This is a genomic window from Alsobacter ponti (assembly GCF_024294805.1).
GTDB classification, from domain to species: domain Bacteria; phylum Pseudomonadota; class Alphaproteobacteria; order Rhizobiales; family Beijerinckiaceae; genus Alsobacter; species Alsobacter ponti.
The window spans coordinates 124,847-137,386 of sequence record NZ_JANCLU010000013.1 but is presented as its reverse complement, the minus strand read 5'-3'; the positions used below and the strand labels follow the sequence as shown (position 1 = coordinate 137,386).

The window sequence follows — 12,540 nt, the reverse complement described above, 5'->3', positions numbered from 1 at the left end:
ACAGGTTCAAATCCTGTCCCCGCAACCACCGATAGTTGACTCCCCGGACGCCCTTGGGCTCCGGGGAGTTTGCTTTTTGGACTGGCTTCAGCGAGCGCCGCCACGATCGCAGCCAGCTCCCCGAGCTGGTCCTCGATCGAGGCCTCGCGCTGCAAATCGCTCGAGTCCCGAGCGTAGATCGCCACCCGCAACGTCGCGCTCCGCTGGAATCGAAGGCAGCGAATCTGGCCGGAAGGTAAGTTGATGGGAAGGGGAGGAACGCCGCCAAACTGTCTTCGAGAGCACGCTCCCTCGAAGCCAGCTTTAATGCCAACCTAGAGCTGATCCCTGACCAGGTGGAGCGCCCTCATCTCGCGAAGGTCCTCGAAGCTTGGGCCCCACTGTTCGTGCAATCGTTGCTGGCTGTGCCTTAGAGTGCCACGCATCGAAGAGTGCTCATCGTGTCTGAACCTTAAGCTGCGTCGGTCCGTCGCGGGTGATGGACGAGGCGCCGGCGGCTTTCGTCGACGGCGGGCGGCTTCCTGGCGGCGGACCTGCTGTTTGGAATGGTTTGGGCCTTCTTCCAAGGCCGGAGCTACTTCACCTGGTACCCCGACATCGAGGCGGCGACATCGAGGCGGAGACCCTTGCCGGAACGGCCCGAGTTCTCGACCGCGACACCGTCGAGGTCGCTGGCGTGCGAATCCGGCTCAACGGCATCGACGCCGAGGAGGTCGGCCACGGGTTCAGCGAGCAGGAGCCCAACGGTGCGGCGGCGCGGGCTGGCATGCAAGTGATCGTGTCCGGTGTGCCGGTGCGCTGCGCGCTGAATGGCGAGCGCACCGACGACCGCATGGTCGGCGTGGGCTTCAACAAGGCAGGCGAGGACATCATCGCCGAACGTCCTGATGGGTTGGCGCTCGACTGCTGTCGCTTCTCGGGTGGACGGTACCGGAGCCTTGAGCCGGCCAGTGCCCGGGCCGCGTTGATTGAGAAGCCGCATCGCTGACCAACTCGGTCGCCCTGATCTCTTCGGAATGGCGCGCGCAGGCGGTGGACGCTCACAAGCTCCTGTTTCTGTTCGGCGCCGTCATGGCCGCCCCCCCCCCGGGCGGACGCTTGTGGCCGGCGCCTTGTGAAGCATATTAGAGTTAGCTAAATAAGCGCGGCGCAAACAAGGAAAGTTTCCGATGGCGCCGGAGAGGCTGAATCTGGAGACATTCGAGCGGCAAGCGCGAGCCGTGCCGGGCGTCCTGCGGGCGTTGGCGAACGAGCGGCGCCTGATGATCCTGTGCAAGCTCGTCGAGCGGAAGGAAGCCAATGTCAGCATGCTCTCGCAAGCCGTCGGGCTGTCGCAATCGGCATTGTCCCAACACCTGGCGAAAATGCGGGACGAGGGCCTCGTGAGCTTCCGCCGGGACGCTCAGACCGTCTGGTATCGGATCGCCGACGAGCGGACCGAGCAATTGTTCGACGTCCTGTACCGCCTTTACTGCGTGGACGCCGGCTCGCACGATTGACGTGACTGGAAGCGCGAAGCATGGCCGGCCTGTTGAATGATCTCCTCGCGATGCTCTCCGGCGGACTCGTCGGCGTCGTCCTCGGCGTCGTCGGGGGCGGCGGATCCATCCTGGCCGTGCCCTTGCTCGTCTACGTGGTCGGGGTGCAGTCGCCGCATGTCGCGATCGGCTCGAGCGCGGTGGCGGTCTCGGCCAGCGCCCTCGGGAACCTCGTGGCGCATTGGCGGCTCGGCAACGTCAAGTGGAGGTGCGCGGCGGTGTTTTCGGCGGCGGGCGTCATCGGCGCGCTTGCCGGATCGGCTGCGGCGCAGGCGGTGGACGGCCACAAGCTCCTGTCCCTGTTCGGCGCCGTCATGGTCGCGGTCGGCCTGTTCATGCTCCGCAAGCGCGGCTCCGGCGGCGACCACGGGGTTCGGCTGACCCCCGCCACAGCCAGGACCCTGCTGCCGATGCTCCTGGGTATCGGGCTCGCCGTGGGACTGATGTCGGGGTTCTTCGGGATCGGCGGCGGCTTCCTGATCGTCCCGGGGCTGATGCTCGCTACACGAATGCCGCTCAACTTCGCGATCGGGACGTCGCTCGTGGCCGTCTCGGCGTTCGGCGCCACCACCGCCAGCAGCTACGCAATTGCCGGGCTGGTCGACTGGCGGCTGGCCCTGGTCTTCATCGCGGGCGGCGTTCTCGGGGGCTTCGCGGGAAGCCGGATGGGCAAGGAGCTGGCCAAGCGCCGGCATGTCCTCGGCGTGACATTCGCCAGCCTCGTGATCGTCGTCGGGAGTTACATTCTCATCAAGGGCGTGAGCGCCTGGTCGGCCTAGACAGCTCGGGCCGACTTCGGGACGAGTTGGTGGACGCGGCGTTGTCCGCCGAGGGGACGTTTGCAAAATCCCGTCGATCCACTATATATTCGAAAACATGAATATAAGGACAGCGCCATGAGCGGCCCTGACATCCAGGCCTTCTTCGACGAACCCACCAACACGGTGAGCTATCTGGTCGCGGACCCGGACAGCCGCAAGGCGGCGATCATCGACCCGGTGCTCGACTTCGACGCCCCCTCGGGGGAGGTCGACATCAGGTCCGTGGAGGCGATCCTGCACGTGGCGCGGAAGAAGGGCTACGACGTCGTCTGGTCGCTCGAGACGCATGCGCATGCCGACCACCTGTCCGGATCGCCCTACGTCAAGGCGAAAACGGGGGCCATGATCGGCATCGGCGAGCACATCAAGGACGTGCAGCGCATCTTCCGGCCGGTCTTCGACGCCCGCGACCTGAAGCCGGACGGAGGCGACTTCGACCGCCTCTTCGCTGACGGCGAGACATTTTCCATCGGCGGCCTGAACGTTGAGGTCCTCCACACGCCCGGTCACACGCCGGCCGACATCGCCTACAAGGTCGGCGACGCGGTCTTCGCCGGCGATACGATCTTCATGCCTGACTACGGCACGGCCCGCGCCGACTTCCCCGGGGGCGACGCCCGCCTGCTCTTCCAATCCATCAAGAAGCTCCTGGCGCTGCCGCCCAACACGCGGCTGTTCATGTGCCACGACTACAAGGCGCCCGGGCGAGACCACTTCGCGTGGGAAACGACCGTGGGCGATCAACGCGCCCACAATGTCCATGTCGGCGGCGACGCTTCGGAGGACGACTTCGTCAAGATGCGGACGCAGCGCGACGCGACCTTGTCCGCTCCGAAGCTCCTCTTGCCCTCGATCCAGGTCAATATCCGCGCTGGCCGGTTCCCCCCCGCCGAGGCGAACGGCGTGCGGTATCTCAAGGTCCCGGTCAAGTTCCGGGGCGGCGCCGAAACGGCGTTCTGACGGAAAGTCCGATGTCCGATATCGAGCAATGGAATTCGCGCTTCGGCGGAGACGAGTATCTGTTCGGCGTCGAGCCGAACGCCTTCCTCCGCTCTCAGGCCAGCCGGCTGCGTCCCGGCTGGAGCGCGCTCGCGGTGGCGGACGGGGAAGGGCGCAACGGGGTGTGGCTCGCGGGCCAGGGGCTGGCCGTGACCTCCGTCGAAGGCTCACCCGTCGCGATCGCGAAAGCGAGAAAACTCGCGATGTCGCGGCAGGCGTCCCTCTCGTTCGTCGAGGCGGACCTCGCGAGCTGGATATGGCCGCGCGCGGCCTTCGACGTGGTTGTCGCAATCTTCATCCAGTTCGCCGACCCGGTCCTTCGCGCCAGGCTCTTCGAAGGCATGAAAACGGCGCTCAAGCCGGGAGGCCTGCTCCTGCTTGAAGGCTACCGGCCCGAGCAGCTCTCCTACGGAACCGGTGGTCCCAGGGCAGTCGAGAACCTCTACACCGAAGCGCTCCTGCGCGAGGCCTTCGCCGATTTCCACATCCTGGAGCTCAAGGCCTACGACAGCGTCGTGACGGAAGGAGCGGGCCATCACGGCATGTCGGCGCTGATCGATCTGGTCGCGCAGAAGCCCAACGCAACGTCACCCACACGAGGACAATAGATGTTCAGCCTGTTCAAGAAGACAGCCACGACTACGCTCGAGCCGGCCCGCGTGCACGAGTTGTTGTCGTCCAGCACCATCGCGCTTGTCGATGTGCGCGAGCCCGGCGAATTCGGGTCCGAGCGCATTCCCGGCGCCATCAACGTTCCGCTCTCGCGGTTCGCCGACGAGGCGCACCGGATTCCCACGGACAAGCCGGTCGTCCTGCACTGCCTCTCCGGCGGACGCTCCAAGACCGCGCTCGACCTCTGCGCGAGGCTGGGTCTGCCCATCGACACGCACATGGGAGGCGGCATCTCGGCGTGGAAGGCCGCCGGCCTGCCCACGGCGCGCTGATCCGGATTCTCCGGTCCACGGAGCCGCCGCGGACCCCGCTTGAACGTCGAAGTTGCGCTGCGTCAACGACATCGCATTCAATAAATCGAATGTAAGCGAATGACGCTCAGCTCGTTCAGGAAAGTTCGCCGTTTCGGAAGGGTGCTCGGCGTCGCCGGATTGGCGGTCGCGGCGGCGCTGGCCGTCGCGCTCTGGCGCAACCGGACCATCACGGTGCCGGTCGCGTTCATCGAGACCAGCGTCCCCATCCGCGTCTTCGGGCTCGGCACCGTCGAGTCCCGCGTTCTCTCCCGCGTCGGTTTCGAGGTGGGGGCGACCTTGGCGGAGGTTCACGCCGATCACGGCGACCGCGTGAGCAAGGGCGACGTGCTGGCGCGGCTGAGCACAGGCGAGCAGGAGGCGCGTGTCGCCAAAGCCAACGCCACCGTCCTCAGCGCGCAGGTCGGCATCGAAAAAGCGCGCGCGAACCTGCAAAAGTCCCGCGCCGTGCTGGCTCAAAAGCAGGAAGCGAACAGGCGCAAGCAGGCGCTCGTGGGCCGCAATGTCGTGACCGAGCAGAGCGCGGAGGAGGCGCAGCGCGACGAGGACGTGGCGAATGCCGACGTTGCCGTGGCCGCCAGTGAAATCGAGGTGGCCAGCGCGCTTCTGTCCGACGCCCGCGCTCAGCTCGCATTCGAGGAGACGCTGCTCGGCCACCGCACATTGGTCGCGCCTTTCGACGCGCTCGTTATCGAGCGGCACAAGGAAGTCGGGACCGTGCTCAAGGCCGGCGATCCTGTTTTCACCCTCATCGCCACCGACTCGTATTGGGGACTCGCCTATGTCGACGAGGCCCGCGCCGGCTTCATCTCCGAAGGGCAGAAAGTCGACGCGAGGCTCCGGTCGCGACCGCTCGATGCGTTCACCGGCCGGGTGGTCAGGATCGGGTTGGAAAGCGATCGCGTCAGCGAGGAGCGCCGCGTCTACATCAAGGGCGACAACCCGCCGGCGCGCGTGCATCTGGGCGAGCAAGCCGAATTCTGGATCACCGTGGCGCAACTGGACCAGGCCTTGCTTGTCGGCGAGGCGGCGGTGCATGGCTTCGACGGCCGCCAAGGCGTGGTGTGGACGGTGGAGGACGGCCGCCTGCGTCGGCGCTCGGTCACGTTTCGCCACCGCACCGAAGACTCGCGGCTGGAAATCGTGGGCGGGCTTGTCCCCGGGGCGCAGGTCGTGACGCGGGTGACGCCGGACCTGCGGGAGGGTCGTTCGGCGCGGGCGCTGCCCCAAGCCGATCCGGCGACGGTTCGATGAACCTCGCCTATCGCGATATTCGCCACAACCTGTTCCGGTTTCTACTCACCGGCCTCGGCCTGGGCCTGTTGCTCGGCGTCGTCCTCGCCATGATCGGCATCTATCGCGGGCTCGTTGTCGAGGCGCTCGCGGTCGCGCGCTCTCCGGCCGTCGATCTCTGGGTGGTCGAAGCGAACACGCGCGGCCCCTTCGCGGAGGCCTCGCGCATCCCGGGCGACACGCGCGAAGCCATCGCCCGTATCGCCGGGGTCACCGCCGCGGGAAGCGTAACCTACCAGACGGTCGAGACCGAGCATATGGGCGGCAAGATCCGCCTCTACGTCATCGGCTTCGAGTCGACGCGGCCGGGAGGGCCGCCGGTCATCGTGGAGGGGCGCGGCATCGGACGGTCCCATGCCGAGGCGGTCGTCGACGCTTCCGCCGGGGTCGCGTTGGGAGCGACGCTCCGACTGGGGCGCGATGACTTCACCGTGGTCGGCCTCACTCAGCACCAGGTGGCGACGGGCGGCGATCCCACCGTGTTCATCACGTTGCGAGACGCGCAGAAGCTGCAGTTCGACTTGGCTCCGCCGGCGGCGCGCATCCAGCTCGCGCGCGGTTTCGCCGACGCCGGGCGAGACACCATCAATGCGGTGGTCGCGCGGGTTTCGCCCAACACCACGCCCGACCACGTCGCCGCCACCGTTCATCGCTGGAAACACCTGGCCGCGATCACCCAGGAGGGCCAGGAACTCATCCTCACGCAATCGCTGGTCGACAGAGCGCGGCGGCAGATCGGCCTGTTCACGTCCCTCCTGATGGCCGTCTCGGCCGTCATCATCGCTCTCATCATCTATACGATGACCATGGAGAAGCTGAAGCAGATCGCGACCTTGAAGCTGATCGGCGCGCCCGATCGAACGATCGTGGCCATGATCGTGCAACAGGCGTTGGCGCTCGGCGCCATCGGGTTCTCGCTCGGGGCGGCGCTGATCCTGAACGTCAAGGACGTCTTTCCGCGCCGCGTCGTGCTTGAAGTGGACAATATCGCCGCCCTTGGCGCGGTCGTGGTCCTCGTCTGCCTCGTGTCCAGCGCGCTCGGCGTGCGCGCCGCCCTGCGGGTCGATCCCGCCAGCGCGCTGGGAGGGTGAGATGCCCGCCTCGCCGGGGATTGCGCCGCTCGTCAAGGTGGACCGCGTCTCCAAGCATTTCGGGGAGGGAGAGACCCGCGTCGACGCGCTGCGGGACGTTTCAATCGAGGTCTTTCCGGGTCAGGTGGTGGCGCTGCTCGGGCCGTCGGGATCGGGCAAGACGACGCTCCTGAACGTGATCGGCTGCATCCTCGATCCCTCGTCAGGATCCCTGGACCTCGACGGCGAAACCGTGTTCAGGGGGCATCGCTGGCTGCGAGCCGACCTGCGTCGCCTGAGGCTCGACAAGATCGGCTTCATCTTCCAGTTCCATAATCTGATCCCGTTTCTGACGGCGACCGAAAACGTGGCCCTGGTCCTGCAACTGGCGGGCGCCGAGGCCGATACGGCGCGCCGGCGCGCTCATGAACTGCTCGACTACCTCGAGGTTGGCCACAGGAAGTCGGCGATGCCGGCGAACCTCTCGGGCGGAGAGGCGCAGCGCGTCGCCATCGCCCGGGCGCTGGCCAATCGGCCGCGCATCATCCTCGCCGACGAACCGACCGCGGCGCTGGATTCCCAGCGCGCCGCGATCGTCATGGACCTGATGCGGCGTGTCGCCGTCGAGCAGGATGCCGCGATCATCGCGGTGACCCACGACGAAAAGATCCTCGACCGCTTCGATAGGCGCTTCCAGCTCCGCGACGGCGTTCTGGCGGATTCGCCGTAATTCACGCTACAGGCCTCGGCCAGCCGGCGGCCGGCAGGCAAGGCGGATGATTGCGTCGCGCGCGGAAGCGCCCGCGCCGGGGCGTCGGGCGCGCGGCGCGAGACATTCCGCCTCAGCCCTTGGCGGCGGCGAGATAGGCGATGATGGCGGCGCGCGCGTCGGCGTCGGCGAGGCCGTCGTACTTCATCGTCCCGCCCGCGACATAGGCGCGCGGGTTCTTGATGTAGGCATCGAGCTTGTCCGGCGACCACACGATGCCCTTCGCCTTCATCGCGTCGGAATAGTTGGTGAAGTCGGCGACCGTGCCGGCCTTCCGCCCGATCACGCCGGCAAGCGTCGGGCCCTTCTTGTTCTTGCCCTTCACGCTGTGGCAATCGGCGCATTCCTGGTCGAACAGGGCGGAGCCGTCGCCGGCGAGGGACGGCAGGGGCGTAGAGAGAAGGGAGAGCGCGAGAGCGGTGGCGGCGACGTATCTGCGGTTCATGCAGAGTCTCCTGTCGAAGTGAGAATGGGATCGCCGGCGCGTCCGGGCGTCGGCTTCGGGGGACCGTCGCGGGGGATGAGGTTCGCGGGGGCTAGAAGGCGACCCACACGAAGGCGAGCGCGGTGTTGTTGTCGGAGGCGTTGCGGCCGGCCCCGTCATAGTTCGTGTGGCTGCCGTCGAACTTGTTGTAGAGCGTGTATTGCAGCCCGAGCCGGACGTTGGCGTTCGGCGCCATCCACGAATCCTCCTTGCCGAAGGGCGTCCAGTCGACCTGGAACATCATTCCCGAGGAATCCGGCTTGCCCGTGCGCGAGGCGTTCAGCGTGGTGTCGCGGTTGCCCACGGTATTGAAGTACCGGGCGGTGAAGCCGTAGGTCCGATCGTAGTAGTAGCTGGCGGCAAGGTTCAGCTCGGTGAGGTCCTGCTGCGTCTTGGCGGCAAGCCCCGCCGCGACGCTCTGGTCGAGATGAGCCCGCTCGTAGAGCAGCGAGCCGGTGAGCGTGAACACATGGGTGCGCGAACCGAGGAACTGGTACGAGGCGTCCACGCCGACATCGTCGTACCGGTCGTTGCCGGCGAGGTTCAGCCCGTAGCCGCGCATGCCGGCCGTCATGCCGACCACGCCCGCGTAGAAGGCCTGGCTCTTCATGTCGAGGAAGTAGCCGAGCCGGCCATAGGGCGCGACGCTGTCGACATACTGGCCGGGATCACGCCGATCGAGCACGTTCACCGCGTCGAGAACGCCCTTGGGCATGGCGAGATAGCCGCCGAGCTCCGCGTAGATGCCGTTGCCCAGCAGCGAGTACGCGCTGACCCCGGCCACCCGCCCGCTCAGCCCGCCGTCCATCAGCGCGGCGCGCGAGGGCGTCGGGGCGAGGTCCGAGCTGATGAAGGGAATCCTCCACGCCGGCAGGCTGTTGAACGGGTCCTGGACGGTCGGATTGTTGTTGAACGTCAGCCCGACCAGAGCGGACTGGCCGCCCAGCGTGACGTCGCGGGCGCCGCGGATGTCCACGTTGTCCAGCGCCAGCTTGCGGTCGACGCCCGAGTAGGTGATCTGCGTGAAGGTGCCGACATCGCCGCCGAGCTTCCCGGCGATGAACAGCGACGCTTCCTGCAGGGCCAGGTTGTCGTTGTCGCCGAAGAACTTCGCCGCCCCACCGGGCTGGCCGGCCTGCGTCTGGGTGAAGGTGCCGACGGCCATTCCCGAGAGCGGGACCTTCAGGTCGGTGCCGCTGGTGTCGACATAGCCGCCGAGCTTGAAGCGGACACCGTAGGGCGTCAGCGCCGGGCCGAAGCTCCCGACATGGCACACCGCGCATTCCTGGCCGGTCTGCCGGGAATAGGACGGCACCGCCCGGGCGGGATCGGGCCCGAGGGCCAGGAGGACGCCGAGGAACCCGGCCGCGAGCGCGGCGATGCGTGACAGGCGTCTCATTGGTCGCGCCCTCCGAGCGGGGCGCGCAGGCCGAGCATGGCGTGGATCACGCGGTCGCGCCGCGCGAAGGCATGCCAGAGCGCGGCGGCGACGTGCGCGGCGATGAGGGCGAGCAGCGACCAGGCGAGAAAGCCGTGCCAGTCCTCCAGCATGTCGGCGAGGTCGCGGTCGCGGCCTGTCAGCAGCGGCAGGTCGAACAGGCCGAAGACGCTGACGGCCTGCCCGCGCGCGTTGGTGAGCGTGAGGCCGAGCAACGGCACGGCGAAGAGCAGCACATAAAGCGCGAGGTGCCCCGCCGACGCGGCCAGCTTCAAGAGCCCGTCGGTGTCGGCGGGAACCATGCGCCCGGTGAGGCGGACGACCGGGCGGAGCGCGCTCAATCCGAGCACCAGCACGCCGACGGACCGGTGGACGCCGAGGATCTGCCTGTCGAGCCCTGGCAGGTCGAGCAGATCGCGCCCCACGGCGAGCGCGAAGGCGAGGCCGACCGCGCCCGCCGAGAGCCAATGGACGGCCCGAATGCCCGCCGAATGGACGCCCGTGGCGTGGGCGCGGGCTGTGCCGAGCCGTGAGTCGAGCAGGGTGATCTGTGTCATTCCCGAGAGTTCCCTTGCGGTGGAACCCTCCTCTAGCCCGGGTCGGCCTTGGCCAACCTGTCGGGGCTCGTCAGCAAACTGACGGCTGCGCGCCCGCATTTCGCCGGATTGCCATGGCGAATGGCGCAGATCGAGGTGGCGCCATGCGAATCCTGGTAGTCGAAGACGATGCGATGGTCGCCGGCGGGCTCGTCGAGGCGCTGCAGAGGGCCGGGTTCGGGGTCGACCATGCGCTCGAGCCCGAGACGGCGGAGGCGGCGGCCCGCGAAACGGCCTATGACGCCGCGCTGGTCGACATCAACCTGCCGCGCTTCGACGGCCTGGAGCTCATCCGGCGCTTTCGCCGCGCCGGGCTGACCTTCCCGATCCTGATCCTGTCGGCGCGAGAGGGGCTGGAGGATCGCGTGGCCGGGCTGGACATCGGGGCGGACGACTACCTCACCAAGCCCTTCGCCATCCCGGAGCTGCTGGCGCGCCTTCGCGCGCTGTTGCGCAGGAGCCATTCCGCCTCGCAGGCGACGCTCTCGATCGGCGGGCTTCGCATCGACCTGACGCGGAGGCTCGCGCAGGCCGAGGGCGTCTTCCTCGAACTCACCCGGCGCGAGTGGGATCTGCTCGAATGCCTCGTGCTTGCCGCGCCCAAGGTCCTCTCCAAGCGCGTCATCGCCGAGCGGCTCGGGGCCTGGGACAACGAGATCACGCCCAACGCCATCGAGATCTACGTGTCGCGGCTGCGCGGCAAGCTCGGCGGAGGGGGCGTCGAGATCAAGACCATCCGCGGCATCGGATATCGGCTCGATGAAACGCCCTAGGCTTCCCTTCGCCAGCATCAAGCACCGCCTGCTGATCCTGCTGCTGGCGCCGCTGACATTCGTCTTCACCATCTCGCTGGCCATCGACTACCGCGCCGCGGTGACGACGGCGGGGACGGCGTTCGACCACGGCCTGTCGGACGACGCGCTGGCGCTCGCCGCTCGCGTCAAGATCGGCCCCGGCGGGCGCGCCGAGATCGACCTGCCCAAGGCGGCCGAGGCCGTGCTGCGGACGGATTCCGAGGACGAGGAATTCTTCTCGGCGTGGTCGCCGACGGGCGACTGGCTCGCGGGCGACGCCGACCTGAAGCCGCGTCTCGACGCGCCGGTCGGCGAGGTGCTTCTGGGCGACGGCGCGCTGCGCGGCAAGCCGGTGCGCCGGGCCGACTACGTCTCGTCTCTGAACGGGGAGACCGTCCACGTCGCCTTCGCCGAGACGCTGAACAAGCGCGAGCGCACCGCCTCGCAGATCTTCCTGGCGATGAGCGCGCCGAACCTGATGCTCGTCCTGACGAGCCTCGCGGTCGTGTTCTTCGGCGTCCAGGCCGGCCTTGCGCCGCTGACGCGGCTGAGCCACGTCATCATGCGCCGCGCGCCGGACGATCTCACGGAACTCCCCACCCGAGGCGTGCCGGGCGAGGCGCTGCCCCTGTTGCGCGCCATGAACGACCTGATGGCGAAACTGCGCGCGGGGGCGGAGGTGCAGCGCCGCTTCATCGCCGACGCCGCCCACCAGCTCAAAACGCCGCTGGCCGGGCTGCAAACCCAGCTGGAGCTCGCGGCCGACGACCCTCCGGACGCCTCGGGGGCGCGGCTTCCCGGCATCCTCACCGCGGTGCGCCGGCTGAGCCAGGTCACGCACCAGTTGCTCTCGCTGGCGCGCATGTCGCCGGACAGCCTGACCGCCGCGCCGATGCAGAAGGTGGACCTCGCCCTCGTCATCGACGACGTGGCGTCGAACTGGTTCGACATGGCGGAGAAGGCGGGCGTGGACCTCTCGTTCGAGATTTCGGTCGCGCCGGTCTGGGGCTCGGTCTGGCTGCTCGGGGAGATGATCGGCAACCTGATTGACAACGCCGTGCGCTATTGCGGGCCGGGCGGCGCGGTCGTCGTGCGCTGCTATCTGGATCGCGGCGGCGACAGCGGCGAGCGTCGCGCGGTCGTGGAGGTGGAGGACAACGGGCCCGGCATCCCGCCGGAGGAGCGCCAGCTCGTCTTCGAGCGCTTTCATCGCGGCAGCGGCGCCGTCGGCCTGGGCAGCGGCCTCGGCCTGGCGATCGTCACCGACGCCTGCCGTCGCCACGGGGCGAAACTCGACCTGCGCGACGGGGCGGACGGGCGCGGCTGCCTGTTCTCCGTCCGCTTCCCGGCCCCGGTCGCCCGGGCCTAGCGAGCCGGGCCCGACTTTACCGGTCTGCGACAATCACAAGATCGGCGCTTGCCCGGCCCGGAAACCCGGCCGTTCCAATCGAACGCGCGGGATCGCGGTCTTATTTGACAGCGCGCCGGGAAGCCGTCAGATGGTGCCGAACCTGGCGAGGCCGTTGAGCCTGACGCCACCGGGGAGGAACAGATGGCGTCGATTTTCACGCTCGAGCCCGGCGTGCGCGTGTGGCCGCCGTGCTCGCCTTCGGTAGATCCTCCAACCGCAACGAGCACGCTCGCGCGCAACACCGCGCGCGGGTTACGACTCCACAGCTGACGCGGGAGTTGCGACCCGTCCGTCGTCCGGCGCGTCGCCGGGGGGCAGCGGCGGGTCGGCCCGCGAGGTCCCCC

At 68.1% G+C, this 12,540-nt stretch carries 14 protein-coding genes and 1 pseudogene; 11 read left to right on the top strand and 4 right to left on the bottom strand.

What is annotated here, in order from left to right; genetic code table 11:
* Positions 1 to 191 (bottom strand): annotated as a pseudogene (locus tag NK718_RS14330) (hypothetical protein); the annotation flags it as partial.
* A gap of 287 nt (positions 192 to 478) precedes the next feature.
* Here NK718_RS14330 and NK718_RS14325 point away from each other — a divergent pair.
* The 9 genes from NK718_RS14325 to NK718_RS14285 all read left to right on the top strand — a co-directional run bounded on the left by NK718_RS14325 (position 479) and on the right by NK718_RS14285 (position 7,434).
* Positions 479 to 988: a thermonuclease family protein gene (locus NK718_RS14325; RefSeq protein WP_254743601.1), complete on the top strand. Its 510-nt coding sequence runs from the start codon at positions 479 to 481 to the stop codon at positions 986 to 988.
* A 181-nt stretch (positions 989 to 1,169) separates the two neighbouring features.
* On the top strand, positions 1,170 to 1,499 hold the full coding sequence (locus NK718_RS14320) for an ArsR/SmtB family transcription factor (protein WP_254743600.1): 330 nt from the start codon (positions 1,170 to 1,172) through the stop codon (positions 1,497 to 1,499).
* A 20-nt stretch (positions 1,500 to 1,519) separates the two neighbouring features.
* Positions 1,520 to 2,317, top strand: a complete 798-nt coding sequence (locus tag NK718_RS14315) for a sulfite exporter TauE/SafE family protein (protein ID WP_254743598.1) — start codon at positions 1,520 to 1,522, stop codon at positions 2,315 to 2,317.
* A 117-nt stretch (positions 2,318 to 2,434) separates the two neighbouring features.
* A complete protein-coding gene (locus NK718_RS14310) occupies positions 2,435 to 3,319 on the top strand; it encodes an MBL fold metallo-hydrolase (RefSeq protein WP_254743596.1) in 885 nt (294 codons plus the stop codon).
* An 11-nt stretch (positions 3,320 to 3,330) separates the two neighbouring features.
* Positions 3,331 to 3,966, top strand: a complete 636-nt coding sequence (locus NK718_RS14305) for a class I SAM-dependent methyltransferase (protein WP_254743594.1) — start codon at positions 3,331 to 3,333, stop codon at positions 3,964 to 3,966.
* Positions 3,967 to 4,302, top strand: coding sequence for a rhodanese-like domain-containing protein (locus tag NK718_RS14300; protein WP_254743592.1), 336 nt, complete (start codon positions 3,967 to 3,969; stop codon positions 4,300 to 4,302).
* A gap of 99 nt (positions 4,303 to 4,401) precedes the next feature.
* On the top strand, positions 4,402 to 5,595 hold the full coding sequence (locus NK718_RS14295) for an efflux RND transporter periplasmic adaptor subunit (protein WP_254743590.1): 1,194 nt from the start codon (positions 4,402 to 4,404) through the stop codon (positions 5,593 to 5,595).
* Positions 5,592 to 6,725 carry an ABC transporter permease gene (locus NK718_RS14290; protein ID WP_254743588.1) on the top strand — a complete coding sequence of 378 codons (1,134 nt, stop codon included), beginning with the start codon at positions 5,592 to 5,594 and terminating at the stop codon, positions 6,723 to 6,725. The genes NK718_RS14295 and NK718_RS14290 overlap by 4 nt, the downstream gene beginning before the upstream one ends.
* A gap of 1 nt (position 6,726) precedes the next feature.
* A complete protein-coding gene (locus tag NK718_RS14285) occupies positions 6,727 to 7,434 on the top strand; it encodes an ABC transporter ATP-binding protein (protein WP_254743586.1) in 708 nt (235 codons plus the stop codon).
* A gap of 112 nt (positions 7,435 to 7,546) precedes the next feature.
* On the opposite strand, the gene NK718_RS14280 is transcribed toward NK718_RS14285, so the two are convergent.
* The 3 genes from NK718_RS14280 to NK718_RS14270 all read right to left on the bottom strand — a co-directional run bounded on the left by NK718_RS14280 (position 7,547) and on the right by NK718_RS14270 (position 9,952).
* Positions 7,547 to 7,918 (bottom strand): c-type cytochrome, encoded by a 372-nt coding sequence (locus NK718_RS14280; RefSeq protein ID WP_254743584.1) that lies wholly within the window; start codon positions 7,916 to 7,918, stop codon positions 7,547 to 7,549.
* A 91-nt stretch (positions 7,919 to 8,009) separates the two neighbouring features.
* The gene (locus NK718_RS14275) at positions 8,010 to 9,356 is read right to left on the bottom strand and encodes a hypothetical protein (RefSeq protein WP_254743582.1); all 1,347 of its coding nucleotides are present in this window, start codon (positions 9,354 to 9,356) and stop codon (positions 8,010 to 8,012) included.
* On the bottom strand, positions 9,353 to 9,952 hold the full coding sequence (locus NK718_RS14270) for a cytochrome b (RefSeq protein WP_254743580.1): 600 nt from the start codon (positions 9,950 to 9,952) through the stop codon (positions 9,353 to 9,355). The genes NK718_RS14275 and NK718_RS14270 overlap by 4 nt, the downstream gene beginning before the upstream one ends.
* A gap of 143 nt (positions 9,953 to 10,095) precedes the next feature.
* Between NK718_RS14270 and NK718_RS14265 the strand changes: the two genes are divergently transcribed.
* Together NK718_RS14265 and NK718_RS14260 are read left to right on the top strand one after the other, a co-directional pair.
* Entirely contained in the window at positions 10,096 to 10,764 is a 669-nt protein-coding gene (locus NK718_RS14265) for a response regulator (RefSeq protein ID WP_254743578.1), read from the top strand.
* Positions 10,751 to 12,154 (top strand): sensor histidine kinase, encoded by a 1,404-nt coding sequence (locus tag NK718_RS14260; protein ID WP_254743576.1) that lies wholly within the window; start codon positions 10,751 to 10,753, stop codon positions 12,152 to 12,154. The genes NK718_RS14265 and NK718_RS14260 overlap by 14 nt, the downstream gene beginning before the upstream one ends.
* Positions 12,155 to 12,540 lie beyond the last annotated feature (386 nt).